General features: G+C 72.8%; 24 protein-coding genes. 17 read left to right on the top strand and 7 right to left on the bottom strand.

The features are described from left to right. The first annotated feature begins 91 nt into the window (after window positions 1-91). The 6 genes from ACWER9_RS22685 (at window position 92) to ACWER9_RS22660 (ending at window position 6467) form a co-directional block, all read left to right on the top strand. On the top strand, window positions 92-2623 hold the full coding sequence (locus ACWER9_RS22685) for an FtsK/SpoIIIE domain-containing protein (protein ID WP_452303735.1): 2532 nt from the start codon (window positions 92-94) through the stop codon (window positions 2621-2623). 2 nt (window positions 2624-2625) lie between these two features. Further along, window positions 2626-3705: a hypothetical protein gene (locus tag ACWER9_RS22680; RefSeq protein ID WP_452303734.1), complete on the top strand. Its 1080-nt coding sequence runs from the start codon at window positions 2626-2628 to the stop codon at window positions 3703-3705. After that, window positions 3705-4142, top strand: a complete 438-nt coding sequence (locus tag ACWER9_RS22675; protein ID WP_452303733.1) for a hypothetical protein — start codon at window positions 3705-3707, stop codon at window positions 4140-4142. Before ACWER9_RS22680 ends, ACWER9_RS22675 begins: the two co-directional genes overlap by 1 nt. 211 nt (window positions 4143-4353) lie before the next feature. Next, window positions 4354-5028 carry a hypothetical protein gene (locus ACWER9_RS22670; RefSeq protein WP_452303732.1) on the top strand — a complete coding sequence of 225 codons (675 nt, stop codon included), beginning with the start codon at window positions 4354-4356 and terminating at the stop codon, window positions 5026-5028. Between the two features lie 689 nt (window positions 5029-5717). Further along, a complete protein-coding gene (locus tag ACWER9_RS22665) occupies window positions 5718-5936 on the top strand; it encodes a winged helix-turn-helix domain-containing protein (protein WP_452303731.1) in 219 nt (72 codons plus the stop codon). A 267-nt stretch (window positions 5937-6203) separates the two neighbouring features. Continuing rightward, window positions 6204-6467, top strand: coding sequence for a DUF6244 family protein (locus ACWER9_RS22660; protein WP_030489032.1), 264 nt, complete (start codon window positions 6204-6206; stop codon window positions 6465-6467). 114 nt (window positions 6468-6581) lie between these two features. Here the strand turns inward: ACWER9_RS22660 and ACWER9_RS22655 are convergent, their stop codons facing one another. From ACWER9_RS22655 to ACWER9_RS22640, 4 genes are all read right to left on the bottom strand, one after another. Further along, a complete protein-coding gene (locus ACWER9_RS22655) occupies window positions 6582-6989 on the bottom strand; it encodes a hypothetical protein (protein ID WP_452303730.1) in 408 nt (135 codons plus the stop codon). Window positions 6990-7057: 68 nt separating this feature from the next. Further along, window positions 7058-7501 (bottom strand): nitroreductase family deazaflavin-dependent oxidoreductase, encoded by a 444-nt coding sequence (locus ACWER9_RS22650; protein ID WP_452303729.1) that lies wholly within the window; start codon window positions 7499-7501, stop codon window positions 7058-7060. A 33-nt stretch (window positions 7502-7534) separates the two neighbouring features. Continuing rightward, window positions 7535-8521, bottom strand: coding sequence for an SEC-C domain-containing protein (locus tag ACWER9_RS22645; protein WP_452303728.1), 987 nt, complete (start codon window positions 8519-8521; stop codon window positions 7535-7537). A gap of 97 nt (window positions 8522-8618) precedes the next feature. Beyond that, window positions 8619-10085 carry an MFS transporter gene (locus ACWER9_RS22640; protein ID WP_452303727.1) on the bottom strand — a complete coding sequence of 489 codons (1467 nt, stop codon included), beginning with the start codon at window positions 10083-10085 and terminating at the stop codon, window positions 8619-8621. A gap of 219 nt (window positions 10086-10304) precedes the next feature. Between ACWER9_RS22640 and ACWER9_RS22635 the strand changes: the two genes are divergently transcribed. After that, on the top strand, window positions 10305-10886 hold the full coding sequence (locus ACWER9_RS22635) for a TetR/AcrR family transcriptional regulator (protein WP_452303726.1): 582 nt from the start codon (window positions 10305-10307) through the stop codon (window positions 10884-10886). A 41-nt stretch (window positions 10887-10927) separates the two neighbouring features. Here the strand turns inward: ACWER9_RS22635 and ACWER9_RS22630 are convergent, their stop codons facing one another. Next, on the bottom strand, window positions 10928-12286 hold the full coding sequence (locus ACWER9_RS22630) for a pentapeptide repeat-containing protein (RefSeq protein WP_452303725.1): 1359 nt from the start codon (window positions 12284-12286) through the stop codon (window positions 10928-10930). A gap of 204 nt (window positions 12287-12490) precedes the next feature. Between ACWER9_RS22630 and ACWER9_RS22625 the strand changes: the two genes are divergently transcribed. From ACWER9_RS22625 to ACWER9_RS22615, 3 genes are all read left to right on the top strand, one after another. Beyond that, window positions 12491-13288, top strand: coding sequence for an esterase/lipase family protein (locus ACWER9_RS22625; RefSeq protein WP_452303724.1), 798 nt, complete (start codon window positions 12491-12493; stop codon window positions 13286-13288). Between the two features lie 174 nt (window positions 13289-13462). Next, on the top strand, window positions 13463-15667 hold the full coding sequence (locus ACWER9_RS22620) for a M48 family metalloprotease (protein WP_452303723.1): 2205 nt from the start codon (window positions 13463-13465) through the stop codon (window positions 15665-15667). A gap of 14 nt (window positions 15668-15681) precedes the next feature. Next, entirely contained in the window at window positions 15682-16074 is a 393-nt protein-coding gene (locus tag ACWER9_RS22615) for an effector-associated constant component EACC1 (protein WP_452303722.1), read from the top strand. A gap of 26 nt (window positions 16075-16100) precedes the next feature. On the opposite strand, the gene ACWER9_RS22610 is transcribed toward ACWER9_RS22615, so the two are convergent. Further along, window positions 16101-16973 (bottom strand): aldo/keto reductase, encoded by an 873-nt coding sequence (locus tag ACWER9_RS22610; RefSeq protein WP_452303721.1) that lies wholly within the window; start codon window positions 16971-16973, stop codon window positions 16101-16103. 242 nt (window positions 16974-17215) lie between these two features. Between ACWER9_RS22610 and ACWER9_RS22605 the strand changes: the two genes are divergently transcribed. The 5 genes from ACWER9_RS22605 (at window position 17216) to ACWER9_RS22585 (ending at window position 21656) form a co-directional block, all read left to right on the top strand. Further along, complete coding sequence (locus tag ACWER9_RS22605) at window positions 17216-17578, top strand: YciI family protein (RefSeq protein WP_452303720.1); 363 nt, start codon at window positions 17216-17218, stop codon at window positions 17576-17578. Between the two features lie 132 nt (window positions 17579-17710). Beyond that, the gene (locus ACWER9_RS22600; RefSeq protein ID WP_452303719.1) at window positions 17711-17998 is read left to right on the top strand and encodes a hypothetical protein; all 288 of its coding nucleotides are present in this window, start codon (window positions 17711-17713) and stop codon (window positions 17996-17998) included. Then, a complete protein-coding gene (locus ACWER9_RS22595; protein WP_452303718.1) occupies window positions 17986-19092 on the top strand; it encodes an FAD-binding oxidoreductase in 1107 nt (368 codons plus the stop codon). Before ACWER9_RS22600 ends, ACWER9_RS22595 begins: the two co-directional genes overlap by 13 nt. A gap of 234 nt (window positions 19093-19326) precedes the next feature. Continuing rightward, window positions 19327-20775, top strand: coding sequence for a pyruvate kinase (pyk, locus tag ACWER9_RS22590; RefSeq protein ID WP_433534835.1), 1449 nt, complete (start codon window positions 19327-19329; stop codon window positions 20773-20775). Then, complete coding sequence (locus ACWER9_RS22585; protein ID WP_452303717.1) at window positions 20772-21656, top strand: acyl-CoA thioesterase; 885 nt, start codon at window positions 20772-20774, stop codon at window positions 21654-21656. The genes pyk and ACWER9_RS22585 overlap by 4 nt, the downstream gene beginning before the upstream one ends. 46 nt (window positions 21657-21702) lie before the next feature. Here the strand turns inward: ACWER9_RS22585 and ACWER9_RS22580 are convergent, their stop codons facing one another. Further along, a complete protein-coding gene (locus tag ACWER9_RS22580) occupies window positions 21703-22371 on the bottom strand; it encodes a YceI family protein (protein ID WP_452303756.1) in 669 nt (222 codons plus the stop codon). Window positions 22372-22639: 268 nt separating this feature from the next. On the opposite strand from ACWER9_RS22580, the gene ACWER9_RS22575 reads away from it, so the two are divergent. Continuing rightward, window positions 22640-23104, top strand: a complete 465-nt coding sequence (locus tag ACWER9_RS22575) for an RrF2 family transcriptional regulator (RefSeq protein WP_452303716.1) — start codon at window positions 22640-22642, stop codon at window positions 23102-23104. Between the two features lie 364 nt (window positions 23105-23468). Then, complete coding sequence (locus ACWER9_RS22570) at window positions 23469-24500, top strand: sulfite exporter TauE/SafE family protein (RefSeq protein WP_452303755.1); 1032 nt, start codon at window positions 23469-23471, stop codon at window positions 24498-24500. Window positions 24501-24991: the final 491 nt, after the last annotated feature.

Below are 24991 nucleotides of genomic sequence, written 5' to 3'. Positions count from 1 at the left end.
CGGCGGGACACGTCCTGGCAGGACTGTCCGGGTGCCGTCGGTGTCCGTTAGGGTTCCTGGGACCAGGCGGCCGTGGCGTTGGGGGCAGAGGGTGGGCAGGCTCGCGTCGGCGTACGGGCAGGCGGTCAACTCCCACCGGGCGGCTCGCGCGCACCTGGACACCGCCCGTGGTGTCCTGGGGGCGGCACCGACACCCGCCGCGCCGGTCGGCGCCGACGACCTGGTGGCCCGCCTCGCCCGCCTCGGCGCCGCCCTGGCGACGCCCGCCCCGGGCGTCACGCCGCTGACGGACGAGCCCGCCGCGGTGCGGCTCGGCGAGGCGTCCACCTCGGACGGCGGCTTCCCGGTGCTGGTCCCGCTCGGCGGCGGCCACCACCTGGCCCTCGACACCGACGCCCGGGACCCGCAGGTCGCCGGGCTGCTGCGGGCGCTGGTGCTGCGGTTGGTCGCCACCGCGCCGCCCGGCCAGGTCCGGGTCGCCGGCATCGACACCGCCGCGCTCGGCGCCACCTTCGGCCCGTTGCGCCCACTGCTCGACGCCGGGGTGCTCGACCCGCCGGCCACCGGCGAGGCCGAGGTGGCGGCACTGCTGGACGCGGCCGAGCAGCACGCCCGCGCCGCCCAGCACGGTCAGCCGGCCGCCCGCCGCCTGCTGGTGGTGGTCGCCACCGCCGCGCCACCGCCACGTGAGCTGGCCCGGCTCGCCGCGCTCACCCACGCCGGCCCGGCCGCCGCCGTGTGCGTGCTGCTCGCCGGCCACCCGTCCCGGCTGCCCGGCGAGACCGCGCCGCCACTTGGCGGCACCACGGCGGTCCGGCTCCACCAGGGGTACGCGCACGTCGGCGACCCGCCCGGCACCCCGTTCAGCGCCGACGGCAGCGGGCTCGCCGCACCCGTGCTGCTCGACGGCGACCCGCCGCCCGCCTCGGTACGCGCGCTCGCCGAGCACCTCGGCGCGGCCACCCGTCGTGCCGACGCGTTGCCCTTCACCGACCTGCTGCCCGAACGGCGCTGGGCCGAGTCCGCCGGCAACGGTCTGCGTACGGTGATCGGCCGTGCCGGTGGCGCCCCGCTCACGCTCGCCTTCGACGACGTCACTCCGCACTGGCTGGTCGGCGGGCGCACCGGCGCCGGCAAGACCGTCTTCCTGCTCGACGTCCTCTACGGGCTGGCCGCCCGCTACTCGCCGGCCGAGTTGCAGCTCTACCTGCTCGACTTCAAGGAGGGGGTGAGCTTCACCGAGTTCGTGCCCACCGGCCGGGACCCGTCCTGGCTGCCGCACGCCCGCGCCGTCGGCATCGAGTCCGACCGCGAGTACGGCCTCGCGGTGCTGCGCGAGCTGCGCCGCGAAGCGCAGCGCCGGGCCACCGCGCTCAAACGGCACGGGGTCACCAAGCTCGCCGACCTTCCTCAGGACAATCCCCTGCCGCGCATCGTGACGGTCATCGACGAGTTCCACGTGCTGCTCGCCGGCAACGACGCGCTGGCCCGTGAGTCCGTCGACCTGCTCGAGGAGTTGGCCCGCAAGGGCCGTTCGTACGGCATCCACCTGGTGCTGGCCAGCCAGAGCATGACCGGCATCGAAGCCCTCTACGGGCGGGCCGAAGCGATCTTCGGGCAGTTCGCGCTGCGGGTGGCGCTGCCCGGCGGCGGTGGGGTGCTCGACCAGCTCAACGACGCCGCCGCGGCCCTGCCGATCGGCTCCGCGGTGGTCAACACCGCCGCCGGCGCGGTCGGCGCCGACACCGTGCTGCGCTTCCCCGACGCCCACGCCGCCGCGGCGGACCTCGCCGCGTTGCGCCACGAGCTGTGGCAGGCCCGCCCGCCGGGCTCGCGCGCACCAGCGGTCTTTAAGGGGTACGAGGCCGCGCGGATCGAGGACGACAGCACGTTCGCCGGGCTGCGCCCGGGTGGCCGACGCCCGATGGCCCTTGTCGGTCGGACCGTCGACGTGCACGGCACCACCGCGCTGTTCCTGATGGACACCACGCCCGGCCGGCACCTCGCCGTGGTGGGCACCGCACCGACCGGCGCGGACGTGCTGCGCGCCGCGACGCTCAGCCTGGCCCGCCAGCACGCTCCCGGCGACGCCCGGTTCCAGCTGGCCTGCCTGGTCGGTGCCGCCGACCCGGTCGCCGACGACACCGAAGCCGTGCTGCGCGCCGCCGGCCATCAGGTGCAGCGCCTCGACGCGGCCGGGCTGCGCGACCGGATCGCCGAGCTGGCCGCCGAACCCGCAGGCCGCGAGTACCTGGTGGTGTTCGGCATGGACGCCGCCGCACCAGTCCTCGGGGCCACCGACCCGGGCACCTTCCGCTCCGGTCTGGACGACCTGCGGACCGTCCTGCGCCAGGGCCCCGGGCACGGCGTGCACCTGCTCGGCTGGTGGCGGGGGCTGCGCCGGCTCGCCGACGACCTCGGCGGCACCCAGAACCGCGACGACGTCGCCTGCCTGGTCGCGCTCAACGTGCCCGGCGCCGAACTGGCCCTGCACCTCGGAACGCACGACCTCGCCTACACGCCCCGCCCCGACCGGGCGCTGCTGATCGACAGGCACGACCAGCGCACCCGGCTGATCGTCCCGTTCGTCGGCGACGGGCCCGAACCGGACGGGGAGCGGTGACAGTGTCCTTCGAGGAGTACGCGGCGCTGGCCCGACAACTCTCCGCGCAGCACCACGCCGGCCAACAGCACGCCGCCGCCGAATCCGCGCGCCGCCGTGACCTGCACGCCGCCGTCGACTACCTCCAGCAGCGGCTGACCGCCCAGGGGCAGCGCCTCGACCAGCTCGGCCGAGCCATCGGCATCGACCAGCCACCCGCCCCACCGGCCGCTGCCACCGGCGCAAGTCCCGGCGCGGGTCAGGGGACGGGATCGCCGGGTGGGACCGCCGCCTGGCCCGCCCCCGGCGCCGGTCAGGAGACGGGATCGCCGGGTGGGACCACCTGGCCTGGCCCCGGCCCGGTTCAGGGGACGGGAAGGCCGGGCGAGACTGCCGCCTGGCCCGCCCCGCCGTCCGGCGCCGGAACGCCCTCCGCTCCCGGCACGGGTCCGTCTCCGGCTCCTGGCTCCGGTCCGTCTCCCGCTGCCGACTCAGTCCTGTCCTCCGCTGCCGGCGCTTCGACCGTGCCCGGAACCGGGGACGGGGAACCCGCCGGCGCAGCCGGCGTGCCAGGGCGGTCGGGAGTCGGGGCGTACCCCCAGTTGCCGGTGGGGGAGGCGCGGCTGGCGCTGCCGACGGCGGTGAGCCCGGCGGGCGGCGGGGTGCCCGCGCAGCGCGCGGCGGCGGCCGACCCGGCGGTGGAGTTGGAGCTGGCCCGGAGGATGGCCGACGAGGCCGACCGGCACGGGCAGCAGGCGGAGCTGCTGGCGCAGCGGCCGGCGCTGCTGCCGACGTGGTCGCCGCTGGCCCGCGCGGTCGCCGTCTACGCCGGGTGCGGGGCCGCCGCCGGGGTGCTCGTGCTGATCCTGGTGCTCGCCTCCGGGGTCGGCCTGGTCGACGGGTTCACCCTGGGCGCGTGGATCTGCGCGGGGCTGCCGGCGGTGGCGTTCTTCGGCGGGTACCTGGTGCTGGGCCGGTGGGGGCGGCCCGCCATGGTCGCCGGCACCCCACCGCGATACCTGCCGCTCGGGTTCCTGATCTGCTTCCTGCTGGTGCCGATGGCCTACTGCGCCTACCTGCTGCTGGTGCGCGGCCTGCGCTGATGACCGCCGACCTGGCCTCCGGTCTGCGCTTCGCCGCGCAGCCGGTCGTCAGCGTGTTCGTGCCGGGCGTCCCGGCCCGGGTGCCGGAGTTCGCGGGCGACGGCGTCGTGCCGCTCGCGGTGCAGACCTACTCCCTTGAGCGGGACGACCCGTACGCCTGTGTCACCGAATACGATCTGGTCTTCGACGAGCTGCCACCCGACCTGCACCGCTACCTGGCGCACTGCCTGCGGGTCGCCTGCGCTGTCGGCGAGACGGTGGTCTGGCTCGGCTTCGAGGGCTCGTTCCACTTCGACCACCTTCTCAGCGAGGCGGCCGCGCCGCAGGTGTACGGCGTCTGCGCGCCCGGCGGAGAGCCGGTCGTGGCCCCGGATCTGCGAACCCTCAGGACGCCCCAGTGGCGACTGGTCGTCACCTCGCACGGGAGCCGGCTGTAGGGCCCGCACCTGTCGGGGGCTCGTGCCGGTGGACAGCCCACCCCGGTGGTCCACTGTGTTCGCCTCGGTGCCGTAGTCTCGCGCCCCGAGCGCAGCAGGTGCGTCATCCGCTCGCCGAGACTCCGGTTCGTCACGCCCGGGTGCCCGCCTCGAAGCGGTCCGGGGCGCGGCGACGTCCGGCGAGCGGTAGGTCGAAAGGTTGGTCAGGGAATTGCAGGGACACACGTCCACCTACAGTGAGTCACTGTCGACAGGGGGCGAAACTGCCGTCTCGCCACCGGTCAACGCCGAAGCGGCGACGCCCCGCTCCGACCAGGAGCCCGCGCTGTCGGTCGTCGCCGCAACGCAGCAGGCCGGTCCGGGAGCGGTGGTCGCCGGTTTCGGGCTGATCGCCGTCGGCGCTGTCGCCGGCTGGGCGATCTGGCGCAGCGGCGCCTCCGCGGCGAAGATCCAACCCGAGGACACCACTGGCGTGTTCCTCACCCTGCTGGTCTTCGCCGCGGCGGTGGAGCGGATCCTGGAACCGTTCTCGCGGTGGCTGCCGGGACGCGCCGCCGAAGCCGCGCTGTCCCAGACGGTGACCGACGTGAACAGCCGGGTCGGCGGCCCCACCGAGACCGACCGTGAGGCGGTCGCCGCCGCCACCGCGAAGGTCGCCCGTGCCAAGGCGAACCGCACCATCGTCGCGTGGGGTCTCGCCAGCGGGTTGGCCACCGTGGCGTCAAGCGCCGGCGGGTTCTACGTTCTGCACGCGGTCGCCGGCGGCGACTGGAACGGAGTGGCGGTCTGGGTCGACGCCGTCGTGACGGGTGTGATGGTGGGCAGCGGCACCAAGCCGGTGCACGACCTGATCACCCGGGCGCAGAACGGCCCGCCGTCGGCGTAGCCCGCTGCCTGACTCGCCGGGCTGAGCCGCCGGCGGGGATGATCCACTCGATTCCACTGAAGTCGGGGTGTCCGTGCCAGCGGGATACCCCGACTTCAGCAATCTCGTGTCGATCATCCGCCCGGTCGCGCGCTTACCACCGCTCGGATTCGGTCGGTGATCGCCAGCCAAGCGGCACGCAGGTCGTCCACGGCATTGCTGCTCATTCGCCCGCCTCGGCGCTGGACTTGACCAGGAGGGCGAAGCGCACATCGGTACAGGGATAGTCGACGCCGCACTCGCCGAGCCAGCGACGTACCACCCGGGGCGGATGGGACGTCGTCGGCGTCCTCGACGTCCTGATCGGACACGAGGCGGTGGGGTTGCTCGGCTGGGGCTGGTAGGTCGGTGGGGGATTCGTCGGGTCGATCGGGCATGAAGGGCTCCCGTCGGGTCGTCTCCTAGCAGCTCACGGCTCTTGCGCCGGGGCGGCGTGCGGGCACACCCCGGCACGCCCGGCCGAACGGGCGGACCGACCGACCGGGCGCTTCCTGCGCTGTGAGAACGAACCAGCTCCGGGGTTGCAGACCTGGGAGCCAGCTCAGGCAGGGCGGGTATAACAAGTCATGTACGCGCAAGCATCGACCGCTCATTGCTTGCTATACAAAGTTCCTCGTGATCGATTGGCAGGGCAGACCTGGGAGACACCAATGCCCGCCAAAGCGAAGTGGGCGCTGATCGCCGATGGCATCCGCGCTCAGATCAAGTCCGGCGAACTTGCGCCGGGAGACAAACTGCCCTCGACCTCCGAGCTGTGCCGTCAGCACGACGTTTCGGCGATCGTCATTCGTCAGGCCATCAACGCGCTCACGATCGAGGGCTTGGTGGAGGGCGTTGGCGGTGTCGGGGTGTTCGTCGCTGAGCGCTGAAGCGCCCCAGTTTCGCGGTGTCACCCTAGATCTTGGACACTTGCCGTCACGCGCTAACGGAAACTGTCCAAGATTCGGTCGCCGTTCCGACTCGGTCAGGCTCCAGTGGGAGAAATCCGTCGGAGTCGCCCGCGCGGGGCGACCAATGCCCGTCCGGTGACGCGAGAGCGAGCGATTGGTCGCGCTGGGTGCGCGGATCTCGTACGCTCCCATGTGGTCTCCGCCGGTGCGGCGGTGGAGGCGATGGTCGACCAGGGGGAGGTGCGCGTGAGCGCAGCACAGATCATCGCGAGGTTGGCGGCGGCGTCGCAGAAGCTGGACGAGGCGAAGGCCAAGACCGCAGCGGCAGCACAGGACGCCGCCGAGGCGCGAGCACTTGTCGCCGGTGCTCTGGAGGGCGTGGCCGCCGGTCCGCTGGTCGGCATGATCGATTCGTACCGTCAGGCGCTCGCGCAGGCGTCCCAGGGTGGCGACCCGGCCAAGCAGCACGTGCAGGAGACGATCGCAAAGGTCCGAGCGCTGGGAAACTGACCACACAGGTGGCGGCAGCCGTTCCCGGCCCAGTGATCAGGTGATGAGAAGTAGGTCGGGAACCACCTCCGAGACCTACTTCTGATCACCTGATCATCGATGCCGGTCGCCGGGTCAGCGGGTGACGCGGACGGTGTTGTTGAAGTCCAGGTAGTCGCAGAATTCTTGCTCGCATAGTTCGAAGTGGCCGCTGGCCAGGGCCACGCCCCGGTTGAAGGCGTAGCCGCCCGCTTCCGCGAACACCCGCCCCGTGACGACCTGCGGCTCGCCCGAGCAGCGCAGCGGTGCCCAGCCCGTTCCGTACGCCACGTGGTCGCCCGACCGCTGCCGGAGGACCAGCTCCGACGTGCCGGACATGCCGGCCTGGCAGGTCACGGTGAGGGTGAGGTCCACGGCGACGCCTCGTGCGACGAGGGTGGCGGCGGTGACGTCGACGCTGCTCGCCGCGCTCGCCGGCGTCGGCGCCAGCAGGAGGGAGAGCGACAGCCCGAGTAGTGCGATGGTGGTGATGATGCGGCGCACGGCGGTCCTCCTCGCCGGAGTGGGTGCTTACCTTCAGTCACCCTAGCCCTCACCGGCACCGAAGGGCATCAATAACGCTCGATGACGACGACCGGGATCTCGCGGTCGGTCCCCTTCGCGTAGCGGGCGTACGTCGGGAAGGCCTTCGTCATCACCGGCCACAACCGGGCACGCTCCGCACCGGTCGCGGTGCGGGCCCGACCCGTGATCCGCTCGGCGTCGACCTGGATCTCCACTGTGGGGTCGGCGCTCAGGTTGAGGTACCAGGCGGGGTGCGTCGCCGAACCACCGTTCGACGCCACCAGCAGGTAGGTGTCGCCGTCGCGCCCGTACATCAGGGCCGTGCGGCGTAGCTTGCCCGACCGGCGTCCGCGGGTGGTGAGCAGCAGCGAGGGTACGCCGTGGAAGGTGCCCCCGTCCGCGCCGTCGGTCTGCACGTACCGCCGGATGTGGCTGGCGACCCAGCCGACCGGGCTGTCCTCGACCGTCTCGTGCTGCTCGTGCGTGCTCACGGCGTTGCCTCCTCGGGAAGAGCGACAGGACGGTCAGGCGCGCGAGCGCGGCAGGCAGCACTTCTTGTACTTGGCGCCGGAGCCGCACCAGCAGGTGTCGTTGCGGCCGGGTGGCCAGGCGGTCACGCCGGCCTCGTCGAGGCTGTCGGCGTACTCGTCGAGGGTTTCCTCGTCGGTGGGGTCGCTGCCGGCGCGTTCGGCGAAGGCCGCCAGACCGTCGACGGTGCCGTTGACCACGCCCAGGTTGGCGCCGCCTCGCGCGGACGTCTCGACGAAGGCGCGTTCGACAGTGGTGCGGTGCTCGTCCCAGGTGGGCGGGTGGCTGTCGGCCAGGGCTGGCCAGCGCACCAGCAGGGCGGCGAACTCCGCCCGCGGCCAGAACAGCAGCGTCGCCGGGCCGTCGTCGAGGGCGTCGAGCGCGTGGGTGCTCGCGGCGCGCAACCGGTCGGCGAGGTTGTCGTACTCGTCGTGGGGGAGGCCCTGCTCCTCGCGCAGGTCGTGCCGCCGCTGGGCCAGCCCGTAGATCATGGCGGCGGCTTCGTCCTGGGCGTCCTCCGAGGTGTACTGCTGGGTGCGGGTCCGTTCCAGGATGACGTCCAGCGCCCCGGTGAGCCATTCCAGCGCGGTCTCGGCATCGCCGGACTCGACCAGTTCGTCGATCAGGTAGGTGGCCGCCGGATCGGTCTCCAGCAGCGGACGCAGGGCGGTCAGCTCGGCCATGCCCTCGTCGGAGCGGCCGAGGCGCAGCAGCAGACCGCCGCGCACCCCTCGGGCGTACGCGTTGTCGTCCGGCTGCTCGGCGATGGCGCGGGTGGCCAGGGCGAGCGCGTCGGCAAGGTCGCCGGCCTGCTCCAGGATGTCGGCGGCGACCAGCAGGGCGTACCCGGTGTCGGCGGGGTCTTCGACCCGCCCCTCGTCGACAGCGCCCACCAGTTCGGCGACGAGCGCGGCCGGGTCGGGGCTGCCGGAGCCGATGGCGCCGATCTCCTCGATGCGGTCGGCGGTCAGCAACATGGGCATGGGCGCATCCTGGGGAACGGCGGACGGGGAGCGGCAAGCGTACTCCGGAATGCGGCGCAGCCCGGGCGGCGAACCGCCCGGGCTGCGACATGTTCCGTCAGCGGGTCGCCGGCATGGTGGCGAACTCGCCGGCTAGCTCCGACTCGACGATCGTCGCGGCGGACGGCCGGCGACCGGCCGACGCCCGCCGGGCGGACGGGACGGCGAGGGCCGCGAGCGCGGCGGCCACGGCGATCGCCGTGAGGACGAGAAACCCCGTCGTGAAGCCGGCTTCCCGGGGCAGGCCGTTGGCCTGGGGGTGTGCGGTGATCACGCCGCTGACCACTGCCGCGCCGATCGCGCCGCCGATGGTGCGGATGTTGGCGTTCATGCCTGTCGCCACGCCGGTCTGGCTGGCCGGCACGCTTGCGACGATCAGGTTGGCCATGGACGCGAACGCCAGGCCGATGCCGAGGCCGACCAGGCCACCGGCGACGGCGACCTCCCAGCGGGTGTCGTGCGCGGCGGCGAGCATCGCGGAGGCGGCCACGTTGAAGGTGGCGCCGGTGGCGAGCTGCGCCTTCGCGCTGAAGACGCCCTGGAGTCGGCCGGCGATGATGCCGGCGACGAACATCGCGCTGACCATCGGAAGCATGAGCAGACCGGCCTGGCTGATGCTGGCCCCGAAGCCGTAGCCGGCGGCGGTGGGGGTCTGCAGGAACTGCGGCAGGAACGCGTACACGGAGAACATCGACGCGCCGTAGAGCAGGGCGACCAGGTTGGTGGTCCAGACGCCGGGCAGGCGCATCATCCGCATGTCGATGAGCGGGTTCTTCGACCGCAGTTCGGTGACCAGCCAGCCGACCAGCAGCACCACGGCGAGCGCGAGCAGACCGAGCACCCGGGTGGAGGTCCAGCCCCAGGCGGCACCCTGGCTGATCGGCAGCAGCAGGGCGACGAGCCAGCCGGAGAGCAGCAGGGTGGCGCGCCAGTCGATGCGGCCGGGCGTCCGGACCGGCGACTCGGGCACGAACAGGTGCGCGGCAACGGCGGTCAGCCCGACCACGATCATCGGGATCCAGAACAGCCAGCGGTAGTCGAGCGTGCTGACGATCGGGCCGGCCAGCACGATGCCCAGGCCACCGCCGACGGCGACGATCGCCGAGATGGCGGCCACGGCGGTGGAGACCCGCGCGGCCGGGAACTCGTCGCGGATGATGCCGAAGGAGAGCGGGAAGACCGCTCCGCCGATGCCCTGCACCACCCGGGCGAGGATGAGCACGCCGATGCTCGGCGCGATCGCGGCGAGCAGGCAGCCGAGGGCGAGGGCGGCGAGCGAGACGACGAGCATCCGCTCCTTGCCGACCATGTCGCCGACGCGTCCGAGGATCGGCGTGAAGACCGACGCGCTGAGCAGGTAGGCGGTCAGGACCCAGGTCACGGTGTTCTGGGAGGTGTGCAGGTCCTGCTGGATGGTCGGCAGCACCGGGGTGATCAGCGACTGGAGCATCGCGAAGAACCCGGCACCGGCCGCGAGCACGGTGAAGGTGAGCCGACGCGAGCTGCGTCGGGAGGTCACTGCCACGAGAGAAGACTCCTGATAACGGTACGGAGGGAGGTGTGTCACCCGTCGTCTCTGGCGGGCGGGCTTGTCGGGTCCGGGCGATCGGGGTGGCCAGGCGGCGATCGGGCGGGTCCCGAGGTAAGCTAACCGGAGGCACCCCTCCGGGATTCCGGAGGGGTGCCTCCACTAACCTAGCGGAGGGTTGCCTCCGGATGCAACCAGGGTGAGGTGACGCACGTCATGACCAGCGCGGGGCAGGCGCCCGAGGTCTTCGCCCAGCGGCCCAAGCGGGCCGACGCGCGGCGTAACTACGACGCCCTGATCAGGGCGGCGCGCGAGGCGTTCGCCGAGAACGGCGCCGCCGCCTCCCTGGAGGACGTGGCCCGCCGGGCCGGGGTGGGCATCGGCACGCTCTACCGCAACTTCCCGACCCGCCGGCACCTCTTCGAGGCCGTGTACGTCGAGGAGGTCCGGGCGCTGTGCCACTCCGCCGAGGGGCTGGCCGAGCTGCCACCCTGGGACGCGCTCGTCGCCTGGCTGCACCGCTTCGTCGCGTACGTCGCCACCAAGCGGGCGCTCGCCGAGCAGTTGCTGCACGACTCCGAGATCTTCGCCAGCTGCCGGACGGAGATCTTCTCCGCCGGTGAGCCGCTGATGCGCCGCGCACAGAGCGCTGGCGTGGTCCGCGACGACATCGGTTTCGACGACGTCGTGCGGCTGATCAGTGGCCTCACCATGGCCCAGTTCCCGTCAACCGAGCAGCGTGACCGGGTGCTCGGCGTGGCTCTGGACGGCCTGCGCCCGCCGGCCCCGCCGCGCTGACCGACCGGCCGAGCGCGCCGCGCTGAGACCCACCCGGCCGGTCAGCGGTCGACGAGCAGCAGCCACTCGTCGTCGAGGGGTTCCAACGTCGTGCCCTCCGGCCAGCGGTGACCACCGTCGGCCACCGCCCGGGCCTGCTCGACCTGCGGCGGCCGGTTGAACTGTGTGTCGCGGAAGCTGGCCATGCTGTGGAACCGGGCCCGGCCGAAGTTGGCGGCGTCGAGGAAGCGGGCCCCGTCGAACAACGCCTCCGCGCCGAACACGGTCCAGCGGAACAGCGCCATGTTCGTGAACCGGGTCGAGTGGAAGCCGGCCGACCTGCCGAACTCGGTGTGCTCCATGGACAGGGCGCCGTCGAAGACGGCCTCCCGGAACGAGGTGGCGTCCTCGAAGCGGGTCGCGTCGAAGCTCGTCGGCTGACCGAAGGTGGCCCGGCGGAACGACGCCGGGCCGGCGAAGCCGGATCGCCGGCAGGACAGGCCGTCGGCGAACACGGCGCCGTCGAAGCTGGCCAGACCGCCGACCCGAACGCCGTCGAGCATCACCTCGCCCTCCGCCGCGAGGTTGTCGAAGACCACGTCGCCGAAGGTCGCCGCCCCGAAGAGGAGACGTCCCCGCGCCGTCGCGCCCGCGAACGTGGTCGTGCCGGAGAACACCGCCTCGCTGAAGTTCGCGTCGACGAGCGTGCAGCCGGCGGCGTCGAAGTCGACGAGCGCGGCACCGGCCAGGTCGAGCGTCAGCTCCGGCCAGTATGCCGCGTCGTCCGCGCGCAGGTGCCGGGTGAGCACGCGCTGCGCGCTGCGCCGGACCTCCGTCTCGCGCGACTCGCCGTCGGGCGCCGGCATCCGCAGGTACGCGCAGAGCACCGCCGCGATCGTCGGGCGCTGCCCCGGGTTGTCCTGACCGAGCCGCTCCAGCGCGTGCAGGCCGCCGAGGCGTACCGCCGCGCTGTCGTTGCCGAGCAGCTCGACCGCCCGGGTGTAGAGCTCGGTCAGACGACGCTCCGCCGCGTCGTGCTCGACGGCCCCGGACTGCCGCTCCTGGTGGCGCTGCGCGGCCTCGGCCACCGCTTCGGCGTGCGCCTGCACCCGGTCCCGGTGCGCCTGGTCCCGTGCGGCGACGCTCTCCTGGTGCCGCTGCGCGCGTTCGGCGATCCACTGGCGGCGGGCGGCGAGCAGCAGCGCGAGCCCTCCGCCGGTGCCGGCGACGACGGTCAGGCCGGTGCGGATCGCGTCGATGCGCAGCGTGGCCCGGGTGTCCGGTTGGCTGGCCCGGTCGGCCTCGGTGAGCAGCAGGTCAAGCACCAGCCAGCCCAGGGCGACGGCGACAAGTAGGCCGATGAGGGCCAGCCACCAGGGCATCACCCGCAGCTCGCGCTCGGTGGGTTCGTCGACAGCCACGGCCACAGCATGCCAGCCACCCTCGGCGTCCGATATGGAGCGTGGCGGTTTGACCGTTTGCACCCCCGACGGAACAACGGGTTACCGACGCGTAACAAGTCATTGACGTTTCTGAATCGCGGCGGGCATGATCGGCGCACGGTCGACCGGACACCCCCACCCACCTGCCCGGTTCGCCGGGTGCCTCCCCCCGGAGGTGCAGCCATGCTGCTCCGAAAGACCGCCCTCGTCCTGGCCCTCGCCACCGCCGCGCTGCTCGCATCCACCGCCACGGCGACCGCCGCCCCCGCCGATCCCGCACCGGCCAGCACCGCCGCCCGCACGCAGTTCGCCGCCGCGGCGGCGGCCAACCCCGTCATCGTGGTCGGCGGACTCAGCGGCGTCGCCGTCGCGTACGAGCCGATCGCGGCCCGGCTGCGCGCCGACGGCTACCGCACCTTCATCTACCAGCTGCCCGGGTTGGGCCTCGGTGACATCCCCACCTCGGCCCGCGCGTTCGCCGGCTACGTCGAGCAGGTGCGCGCCAGCACCGGCGCGGCGGCCGTGGACCTCGTCGCCCACTCCGAAGGAGGCCTGGTCAGCCGGTACTACCTCAAGCGGCTCGGCGGCACCGCCACCGTCGGCCGGTACGTCAGCCTGGGCACGCCGCAGTACGGCACGTACGTCGCCAACATCGTGGCGTTCCTGGGCCTGGGCAGCTGCGCCGGCGTGGTGGCCTGCCAACAGATGACCATCGGCTCGGCGTTCCTCGCCGACCTCAACGCCGGCGACGACACCCCGGGCGCGGTGCGCTACACCACGATCCGCACCCTCCAGGACGAGTTGGTCCGGCCGACCGGCAACGCCGCGGTCAACGACGGCGCGACGAACGTGCTGATCCAGTCGTACTGCCCGCTGCGGGTCGTGGGGCACCTCGGTCTGGTGCTCGACGGCACGGCGTACACCATCGTGCGCGGCGCCCTTGTCGACGGCCCGGTGCGACCCAACTGCCTCGCGCTCTGACCTGCTGCGGTGCGGCGGTCCCGGAGGGGGCCGCCGCACCGGGTCCGCGACGGTGAGTGTCGGGTGCGCGACGATCCCGCGAAACGGTGTGGCAGACATCAGATGTCCTCGATAGCCTGCTCCGGCTGTCCAATCCCGACAGTGGACGCCATCCTTCGAGAGGGAGCAGCGCGCATGACCGAGCCGCCCACCGTGCCGCCGGAGAACACCCCGCCGACCGTGCCGCAGCTCGACGTCCGGGCCGCCCAACCGCCGTCGGCCGACACCCCACCACCCACCGGCGGGTTCGCCGACCGTCCGCCGGGCTTCCCCAGCGCGCTGGTCTGGCTGCGCGCCGGGATCCTGCGGGACTGGCGCGGCGTGCTCGGCGCGTTCGTCGCCACCTGGTTCTACCTGCCGGTGGCGTTGCTCCTGGCGTTCTGGGGCGGTCTCTCGTTCGCCGTCGTCGGGCTCTTCGCCGCCGGGACCGGCGCCGACGACCAGGTGCCCCAGGTGCTGCGCGACGCCCCGCTGATCGGCTCCCTGATCGAGGCGTTCCTGACCCGCTCCGGCGGGGTGCTCGGCGGCGTGGCCGGCTTCGCCATCGGCTTCCTGGTCGGCTTCCTCGCCGTGCTGGCGCTGCCCTGGATGGGCGTCGCCGACGACCCCTTCGCGCTGCTCACCGGCCTGATCGGCACCGTCGTCGCGGCGGCGCTGATCGGGGTCCTCTACACGCTCTACCGGGTGCTGCTCGAACCGCGCCTGCTCGTGGTGTCCGGAGCGCGCCAGCCCAGCCGCCGCGAGTACGCGCGGCTGCGCCCCGTGCTCGACGACTGCGCCCGACGGCTCGGCCTGCCCAGCGTGCCCCGGTTGCTGATGGAGGACGACCCGGTCCTGAGCAACGCCCGGACGTACGCCCGGCACGTGGTGGTCACCACCGCCGTGCTGACCGAACCCGACGACGAGGTGGCCGCGCTGCTCAGCCACGAGCTGGTGCACTGGCGCACCGGAGACGAGGTCACAAGTGCCTTCGTCCGCGGTGTCGGCCTGCCGCTGACCCTCGCGCACGCCCTGCCGACCTGGCTGATGCGGACGTTCCCGCACCCGGCCACCAACTTCGTGGTCTTCGTGTTCTTCTGGCCGGTGCTGCTCACCATGCGGTACGTGGTGCTGCCGCTGCACGCCCGGGACGTGCGCGCGGCCGAGTACCGGGCCGACCTCGGCGCCGTGCTCACCGCGCACGTCGACGGGATGCGGCGCATCCTGGAACGGCGGCTGTCCTTCGAGACCGGCCGCAGCGGCTGGGACGAGGCGGTCTGCGCCACCCACCCACCGCACGAGCTGCGCCTCGACGCACTGGAGCGGGCCTCGGTGGCCGGTGCGCCCGCCGGCGCGACCGAGCCCGTCACCGCCGACCGGCTGTTCAACGACTCCGGCCCGGTCGGCACCCGCCGCACCTGGCTGCTCGTCGGCGCCCTGACCCTCGTCGCCTGCCTCGGCACCAGCGGCCTCGGCGTGGTGCAGTGGGCGTTCTTCCGCCCGCAGGCGGCGGTCGACGGCTACTTCTCGGCACTCGCCGACCGGGACAGCGAGGCCGCCCTCGATCACCTGACCGACCAGGGCAACGGCACCGACCGGGACCTGCTCGCCAAACTGCTGCGCGGCAAGGGCTACCAACCACCGACCGACGTCGAGATCAGCTCGTTGGAGCGCGACGGCGACACCGCCACCGCCACCGTGGCGTACCGGCTGGGTGACGTGCGCCAGACCAGCACCCTCACCCTGCGCCGAAAGGACGAGACCACCGCCGGCCTCTTCCACGGCTGGCGGGTGAGCGGTGGGCCGACCCCGCTCAACGCCTCGATCGCCGACCCCGGGGTACGCCTCAACGGGGTGGAGCTGCCGGTCGCCACCGAGGGCCCTCCGCTGGTGCTGCTGCCCGGCGGCTACACCGCGACCGGCCCGTCCAGCGCGCTCAGCGAGACGCCGAACTCCACGGTGCTCGTCGGCGCGGGGGACGGCGCCGCCACCCTGCAACTGGCGCCGGTGCTCAAGCCGCAGGCGATCGAAGCCGTCGAGGCCCGCGTACGCGCCTGGTTGGACGAGTGCGCCAAGCAGACGGTCGCCGCCCCACCCGGCTGCCCGTTCCGCTACTACGGCGGCACCGCCCAGAAGGTCACCTGGAAGATCCTGGAGTACCCGAAGGTCGCCGTCGAACTGACCAGCCCGAGCACCGCCCGGGTGTCCACCCCGGTGGAGACCCAGGGCCGGGTGCAGGTCAGCGGCACCACCACGTACTTCGGCAGCAGCTCACCGTTCACCGACGACAACGCGCTGACCGTCACGGGCGTCGCGACCGCCGACGGGGACACCGTCACCTTCCAGCCCTCCACCAACTGACCGGGAGACCCCGCGTGACCGACAGCGACGCCGCCGCCCGGCTACCCGTCCGGCTGACGATCAACCCCCGGCAGCGGCAGCCCGCCCCGGTCGACCTGCTGACCTGGATCCACCGCCGCCCCGAGTACCGGCAGGTGGTCCGCGCGGGCGGCGCGGGAGGGGGCCGGCCGGGCTTCAGCGACGCGGTGATCATCGCGGTGCTGGCCCAGGGCCTGCTCCCGGGGCTGTTCAACCTGTTGCAGTCCTGGGTCGACCAGCAGCGCACCGAGGCCAGCATCCGGATCCAGAGCGGAGACACCGAAGTGGAGCTACAGGTGAGCGGACGGACCGACTCCGCTCGCCTGCTGGCCCAGGCGACCGAGGCGCTGCGCGCCGCCCGGGAGTCCGGTCCGGACGCCACCGGTTGACCCGGCGGCGTCCGGTCCGGCGGGGGTCAGCTCGCCTTGGCCAGCGCCTCGAACTCGTCGTCGGTGAGCCGTACGTCGGCGGCGGCCACGTTCTCCTCCAGGTGCGCCACCGAGGACGTACCCGGGATCGGCAGCATCACCGGCGAGCGGCGCAGCAGCCAGGCCAGCGCGAGCTGCGCGGGCGACGCGCCGTGCGCGGTGGAGATGGCGTCCAGCGGGCCGCCCGGACGGGCCAGCTCACCCGTCGCGATCGGGAACCACGGGATGAACGCGAGGTCGTTGCGCTCGCAGTACTCCAGCACGTCCTCGGCGCTGCGGTTGGCGAGGTTGTACAGGTTCTGCACGGACGCGATCGTGGTGATCGCCCGGGACTCCTCGATCTGCGCGACGCTCACCTCGGACAGCCCGATGTGCTGGATCTTGCCCTCCTCCCGCAGCAGGGCCAGCTCACCGAGCTGATCGGCGAGCGGCACCTTCCGGTCGATCCGGTGCAACTGGTACAGCGGGATGCTGTCCAGGCCGAGGTGGCGCAGGCTCAGCTCACACTGCTGGCGCAGGTACTCCGGGCGGCCCACCACGCGCCAGTCGCCGGGCCCGGAGCGGGTGAACCCGCCCTTGGTCGCGATGACCAGGTCATCGGCGTACGGGTGCAGAGCCTCCCGGATCAGCAACTCCGAGACGAACGGCCCGTACGAGTCGGCGGTGTCGATGAACGTCACGCCCAGCTCGATCGCACGGCGCAGCACGCGGACCGCCTCGGCCGGGTCCTTCGGGTCACCCCAGACACCCGGACCGGTGATCTGCATGGCGCCGTAGCCGAGCCGGTTGACGGTGACGTCGCCACCGATCCGGTACGTGCCGGACGCCTTCGCGGGCTGCTCACTGATATTTGTCGCCATTGCCCGATCCCCAATCATCTCGTCGTGGCGGGCGTGGACGGCGCGGGCGTGAAGAGTCCATCCGCCACCGATGGATCATCCCCCGGAACCTCGCCGCCATGCCGCCGGTCGGCCGAGTGTGGGCGTGGACACGCGGTGGCCGCGCCGCGCCGAGTTGGCGGGAAGCACCCGGTACGACCGGTGTGTCCGTGCGACGCTGGCCGGAGCCGGTGCGTTCCGGCGTGACGGCGGAGGGAGCACCCATGGGAGTGCCGCAGGTCAACTTCGCGCTCGACACGTACGAGTGCATCGTGATCTATCCCGGCGCGGCCGGGCAGGCCCTGCCCGCCGAGACCGTGCAGCGGTTGCAGGCCGAACACGCCGAGCACATGCAGGCGTTGCAGCGACGCGGCATCGTCCTGGTCGCCGGCTCAGTGGACGGGCCGGCGCGCGAGCCCGACCCGCCGATCGGCTTCGGGCTGGCCCGCACCGGCAGCGTCGACGACGTTCGCAGCGTGCTCGAGGCCGACCCGGCGGTGCAGGCCGGGCTCTACCGGGTGGAGGTGCTGACCTTTCTGTGCCCGGCCGGTTCCCTGGAGTTCCCGCTGGTCAAGGCGGGGAGCTGAGGCGCAGGTCCATCGGCGGCTGTCGTGATGGTGACGGCGCTCGCCGGCCTGCCGGTGCTACGGTCGCGCCCAGCGCGGGCCGCCGCCGGGGCGTACCCGGTGTCGTGGGTCGGCCCCGGTCGAGGAGTCGCCATGGCCTCCGTCGCCACCCCCGATGTCGCGTCCGCCACCGCCCGACTACGTGCCCTGCTCGGCGACCGGCTGCACGAGCCGGGGGAGCCCGGTTACGCGGCCACCACCCGGCTCTGGAACGGCGCGGCGGCGCGGACACCCGCACTTGTCGCCCGCTGCCTCGACGCCGACGAGGTGGCCGGGGCGGTCCGCGTCGCCGCGCGGTGCCACCTGCCCGTCTCGGTCCGCTCCGGGGGCACGACTGGGCCGGTCGGGCGCTGCGCGACGGCGCACTGGTGCTCGACCTGAGCGGGCTGCGCGCCGTCCGGGTCGACCCGGACGCGGCCACGGTGACCATCGGCGGCGGCACCACGGCGGCCGAGCTGCTCGCCGCCGCCCGCCCGTACGACCTGGTGGTCCCCACCGGCGTGGTCGACGCCGTGGGGATGGCCGGGCTCACCCTCGCCGGCGGGTACGGCCCGCTGTGCGGCCGCTTCGGTCTCGCCCTGGACAGTCTGCTCGGCGCGGAGGTGGTCCTCGCCGACGGCCGCCGGGTCACCGCCGACGCCCGGCACGACGCCGAGCTGTACTGGGCGCTGCGCGGCGGCGGTGGCAACCTCGGCATCGTCACCGAGCTGCGGTTCCGCGCGCACCGGCTGCCAGGCGTCCTGGCCGGCATGATCATGTTCGCGCTCGCCGAGGCGCCGGCCGTGCTGCGCGGCTACGGCGCGCTTGTCGCCGAGGCCCCGGACGAGCTGACCGTGATGGCCGGCTTCCTACCCGGCCCGGCCGGCGAGCCGGTGATCTTCGTCTGCCCGTTCTACAGCGGCCCCGACCTGACCGCCGGAACGCCGTGGATGGACCGGCTGCGCGCGCTTGGCACCCCGCTCGTCGAGCAGATCAACCCCATGCCGTACGCGGACGCGCTGCGCATGTTCGACGGCGGGATGGTCGACGGCAACCACTACCTGCTGCGGACCCGGTGGTTGCCCGCGCTCACCGACAGCGCCGTGGCCTCGCTCGTCGACGCGGCCCGTCAGGTCAGCTCGCCGTTCTCCGCGCTTGCCGTACACCACTTCCACGGCGCGGCCACCCGGGTCCGACCCGCCGACACGGCGTTCGGGCTGCGCGCCGACCACCTGATGGCCGAGATCATCGCGGTGTGGGCGCCCGGCGACCAGGCCGGCCCGCACCGCGAGTGGGCCGACCGGACCTCGGCGGCGCTCGCCCCGCACGCCCTGCCCGGTGGCTACCCCAACCTGCTCGCCCCGGAGGAGACCGACCGGGTCCGGCTCGCCTACGGCGCGAACTGGGCGCGGCTGCGCCACGCCAAGCGCCGCTACGACCCCCGCGACAGGCTCCACGCGGTGCCCACCCTGCCGCCCCCGGGGCACCCGGAATGAGCCGCCTTCTGCCGCTTCCGGGGTGGTCGGAGTGACCCGCCGGCGGGAGCACCCCGACACCGCACGCCAGCAGAGGCGTACGATTCCCGGCGCGCGGTCGCTGATGCCCGTCGCCACGACGTTCCCGGTGCGGTTCCGCCCGCCGGCCCGACGCGCACCGCGCGTCGTTGGACACCTGTTCCGCTGCCTGCAAGGGGTCGGCCACGAGTCCGACCTGAAGGAGAGACTAGCCTGATGGGCGTGACACGCCGCGCGAAGATCGTCTGCACTCTTGGTCCCGCCACCTCGTCCCCGGAGCGCATCCGGGGTCTCGTCGAGGCCGGCATGAACGTGGCGAGGCTCAACTTCAGCCACGGCAGCCACGCCGACCACGAGGCGGTCTACCGACTGGTCCGGGAGGCGTCGGAGGCAGCGGGTAAGCCGGTCGCCGTCCTCGCCGACCTGCAAGGCCCCAAGATCCGGCTCGGCAAGTTCGCCGACGGCCCGCACGAGTGGCGCACCGGTGACTCGGTCGTCATCACCGGCGACGACATCCTCGGCACCAAGGAGCGGGTCTCCTGCACCTACACCAAGCTGCCGCACGAGGTGAAGCCCGGTGACCGGCTGCTGATCGACGACGGCCGGGTCGCCGTCGAGGTCACCGACGTCACCGGCAACGACATCCGCTGCCTCGTCACCGAGGGCGGCCCGGTCTCCAACAACAAGGGCGTGTCGCTGCCCAACGTGGCGGTCAGCGTGCCCGCCATGTCGGACAAGGACGCCGAGGACCTGCGCTTCTCCCTGGGTCTCGGCGTCGACCTGGTGGCGCTCTCCTTCGTCCGCTCGGCCGAGGACATCAAGCTCGTGCACGGGATCATGGCCGAGGAGGGCGTGTTCCGGCCGGTGCTCGCCAAGGTCGAGAAGCCCGAGGCGGTGGAGCACCTCGAGGCCATCGTGCTGGCCTTCGACGGCGTCATGGTCGCCCGCGGTGACCTCGGTGTCGAGATGCCGCTGGACGAGGTCCCGCTGGTGCAGAAGCGCGCCGTGCAGCTGTGCCGGGAGAACGCCAAGCCCGTCATCGTGGCCACCCAGATGCTCGACTCCATGATCGAGAATTCCCGCCCCACCCGGGCGGAGGCCTCCGACGTCGCCAACGCGGTGCTCGACGGCGCGGACGCGGTGATGCTCTCCGGCGAGACCAGCGTCGGCAAGTACCCGGTGCTCACCGTCAGCACCATGGCCAAGATCGTGACGACCACCGAGGCCGGTTCGATCGGGGTGCCGCGGCTGCAGCACGACCCGCGTACCCACGGTGGCGCCCTCACCGTCGCCGCCTCGTCGATCGCGCGGGCCATCAACGCCAAGGCGCTCGTCGCCTTCTCGCAGACCGGTGACACCGTGCGCCGGCTGTCCCGCCTGCACTGCGACCTGCCGCTGCTGGCCTTCACCCCGGTCCCCGAGGTGCGCGACCAGCTCGCCCTCACCTGGGGCGTGGAGACCTTCCTGATGCCGTTCGTGCAGCACACCGACGACATGTTCCGCCAGGTCGACCAGGCGCTGCTCGGTCTCGACCGGGCCAACCCCGGCGACTACGTGGTGATCGTGGCGGGCAGCCCGCCCGGCACCCCCGGCTCGACCAACACGCTGCGCGTACACCAGCTCGGGTCGCTCGTCGACGCCGCGTCGGCGCGGGCCCTGCAGTGAGCGACGGTCGGGTCGCGGTCGGCCAGGCGGCGGTGGACCAGCTGCTGGAGGTGCTCGACCTCGACCCGACCGGGGAGATGACCTTCCGGGGGATGAGCCCCCCGGTCGGCCCACAACGGGTGTACGGCGGCCAGGTCGCCGGCCAGGCCCTGGTCGCCGCCGGCCGCACCGTCGACCCGGAACGGTTCGTGCACTCGCTGCACGGCTACTTCGTCCGCCCCGGCGACCCGGCCGAGCCGATCGCGTACGAGGTGGAGAACATCCGCGACGGACGGTCCTTCTCGGTCCGCCGCTCGGTCGCGCTCCAGCACGACAAGCCGATCTTCTTCATGTCGGCCTCGTTCCAGCGGGCCGAGGAGGGCCTGGACCACCAGGCCCCGGCCCCGCTGGACGTCCCACCGCCGCAGGACGTGCCGACGATGACCGACCGGCTCTCCCGCTACCCCGAGCGGCTGGGCATCTGGGGTCAGATCCCGCGACCGATCGACGTGCGCTACGTGGGCGAGCCCGGCTGGGTCCGCCCCGGCGACCGGCCCGCCGACCCGCACCAACGCGTCTGGATGCGCATCGACGGCAAACTGCCCGACGACCCTCTGCTGCACGCCTGCGCGCTCACCTACGCCTCGGACCTCACCCTGCTGGACTCGGTCCTCGCCGCCCACGGTGAGGTGTGGGGGCCGGGCGGCCTGGTCGGCGCGAGCCTGGACCACGCGCTCTGGTTCCACCGCCCGTTCCGGGCCGACGAGTGGTTCCTCTACGACTGCCTGAGCCCGTCCGCGTCCGGCGCGCGCGGGCTGGCCACCGGACGGATGTTCACCACGGACGGCCAGCAGATCGCCAGCGCCGTCCAGGAGGGTCTGCTACGCCGCGTCGGCGCGTGACGCTGCCGGGCGGTCGTAGCTGTTCCTACCAGCGACCTCCTGGTGGTCAGGCCTGGTGGATGGCTTCCCCGGCGATCTCGATGCGCACCGACTTGCCGACCAGCACCCCGCCGCTCTCCAGAGCGACATTCCACAGCAGGCCGTAGTCCTCGCGGTTGATGTCGGCAGTCGCGCTGAATCCGAAGATGTTCTGCCCGTACGGATCCTGACGAGCACCACCGAAACTCACCTCCAGGTCGACGGCCCGGGTGATTCCCTTCACTGTCAACTCGCCGGTGAGGACGAATCGTCCGGGAATGCCCTCGGACTGCGGCGGAACAATGTGACTCCGGCCTCGTCCGCCCAGCCTGTGGTTGCGCAACCGCGCCCACTGGAATATCGGGTCCTCGTTGCCCTGCCATTTGATGCCGGTGCTTCGATATTCGAGGGTGGGAAAGCGCTCCACGTCGAGGAAGTCGGCACTCTTCAGGTGCGTGTCCCGATCGACGCTCCCGGTGGTGATGCTCGCCGACATGATGGTGGCCGTCACCGAGGAGAGCAGCGGGTCCTCCGCCACGAACACCTGCGCTGTGGCCTCAGCGAACTCGCCCCGTACCGGACTCACCATCATGTGCCGCGACAGAAAACCGATCCGCTTGTGCGCCTGATCGAGAAGATAGGTGCCGGCGACCGGGATGGTCATGCCATCCCAGGTGCGTGTGGCGACATCGGTCATCATGGTGCCTTCCCCCCGAGCGCACCCGGGTGTTTATCAATATGTTGCTGGCGGCCGACTAAAACGGCCTGACATTCGTACTCCCGCTCAGCATAGGGACGCTCCGAACCAGCATTTCGGCCGCCACCGGGCGGTGGATCATGACGTACTCCACAGATGGTCGGCGGCGGCCCGAACGATCGTCGACGGCGGTGCTTCCCATCGATGCGTGGCCGATCGGCCGAGGGTCGCCCGCCCGCCCGGTTGACCAGCGACTAACCTTGCCGGCATGCGCCTCTCCGCCCGGGTCGACTACGCCCTCCGCGCGGCCGCCGAGCTCGCCGCCACGGCCAGCGGCCCCGGGCGCGGCCGGCCGGTCACGGCCGACCAGATCGCCCGCGCCCAGGAGATCCCGCCGAAGTTCCTGGAGAGCATCCTTCTCCAACTGCGCCGGGGCGGCATCGTGCACGCCCAGCGCGGCCCGGAGGGCGGCTACTGGCTGGCCCGCCCCGCCGAGGAGATCTCCCTCGCCGAGGTCATCCGGGTGATCGACGGACCACTCGCCCACGTACGCGGGCAACGCCCCGAGCAACTCGGCTACCACGGCCCGGCGCGCTCCCTGCAGGAGGTCTGGATCGCGCTGCGGGCCAGCGAGCGGGAGATCCTGGAACTGGTAAGCGTCGCCGACGTGGCCGCGGGCACCCTGCCCCCGCGCGTCACCGAGCTGGCGGCCGACCCGCGCGCCTGGACCTGATCGCCGGCTCACCTCCCGGGCCCACGTCACCAGGCCGCTGATCCGGCGAGCCCGAGCCTGCGCGCCGGCCTGGTTCCGGGTTCGTGTCGCTCGGTCTGCGGCGTAGGCGCCGGCCCGGGTTCGCGTCATCTGGTCTGTGGCGGGCCCGGGCATGCGCGCCCGGCCTGGTCTCGGGGTTGGCGCCGCCGGGTCTGTGGCGGGGCCCGGGCGTGCGCCGGCGTCATTCCCGGCCTCGCGCCACCGACGGCTGACCCGGCGCGCGCCCAGCCGCGTCCCATCCACCGATCGGGGGCTTGACCCTGGCTGCCCCATCCCGCATTGTCGACCAAGTCGATAGGAGATGCCGAAAAGTCAGGGGGCGCTCGTGCGCAAGCTGTTGGTCCTCGCTCTGGTCGGGCTCGTCGCGCAACTGATCGATGGTTCGCTCGGCATGGCGTACGGCTTGACCTCCTCCACTCTGCTGCTGGTCGCCGGGGTCGCCCCGGCCGCCGCCTCGGCCTCGGTGCACCTGGCCGAGATCGGCACCACGCTCGCCGCCGGGGTCGCGCACTGGCGGTTCGGCAACGTCGACTGGCGGGTGGTGACCCGCATTGCCCTGCCCGGCGCGATCGGTGCCTTCGCGGGCGCCACCGTGCTCAGCTCGATCTCCACCGAGGCCGCCGCGCCGTGGATGGCCGGCATCCTCTTCACCCTGGGCGCGTACCTCCTGGTCCGTTTCGCCCGACCGCTGCGCACCGACCGGGTCGGCGGGCGGCTCCGCGGTCGTTTCCTCAGCCCACTGGGCCTGGTCGCCGGCTTCGTCGACGCGACCGGCGGCGGAGGATGGGGTCCGGTGGCCACACCGGCGCTGCTGGTCTCCGGCCGCATGGAGCCCCGCAAGGTGATCGGCTCCGTGGACACCGCCGAGTTCGTCGTGGCCGCCGCGGCCAGCGTCGGCTTCCTGATCGGATTGGGTACGGAGGGATTCCTGCTCCCCACCGTCGCCGCGCTGCTCATCGGCGGGCTCATCGCCGCCCCGCTGGCCGCCTGGCTGGTCCGAATCGTGCCCGCCCAACTGCTCGGCGCGGCAGTCGGCGGCGTGATCGTGTTGACGAACGCCCGCACCCTGATCCGCTCCGCCGAACTGGACGGCCCGACCCGCCCCGCCATCTACGCCCTGCTGGCCGCCGGCTGGCTGGCCGCCCTGGTGTTCGCCGTGCGCGCCCTACGCCGTACCCGCCGCGCCCGCGCCGAAGCCGCCGGCGTGTCTGCCGCCGCCTCCGCCGCTGCGGTCGTGCCTCCCGCGGCTTTGGGCGGCGCGGGCCTGCCTGCCGTTGCGGCTGTGGCGTCCAACCCCGCCTCTGCTGGCGAGGTCTCGACCGATCTAGCCGCAACGGGTACGCCCACCGCAGGCTAAGCCTCCTCACGCAGCCCCGCCCAGCCGAGTCAGCCCAGCCTGCCTGGCCTGGCCGCCCAGCCTGCCCAGCCTGCCTGGCCTGCCTGGCCTGGCCGCCCAGCCTGCCCAGCCTGCCTGGCCTGGCCGCCCGGTCTGCCTGGCCGCCCCGCCCCACCCTGGACCTTCGGCCCCGCCGATGCCGAGGTCGCGCCACCAAGATCGTGCTCGATCCTGGATGTAGTGGCTTCCTGGCGCGTCGTGGCCACTACATCCTGGTTCGAGCGCGATCTTCTGATATGAGGGTGCTTCGAGGTCGGTGCGGGCGGGTCGTTTGGGGTTTTGTCCGTCGAGATTCGCGCAACATCAGGGATGTTGCTGTCTCGCGTCCGTCGGAGGCAGCAACATCGGGGAAGTTGCGATGATCTTGGGCGCGGGGCGCGGGGCGCGGGGCGCGGGGCGCGGGGCGCGGGGCGCGGGGAGATCGGAAGAGCGGCGTGTGGGGAAGGAGTGTA

The sequence above is a fragment of the Micromonospora sp. NPDC003944 genome (genome assembly GCF_053605225.1).
The sequence above is the reverse complement of the archived record's forward strand: the minus strand, read 5'-3'. Positions and strand labels throughout refer to the sequence as shown.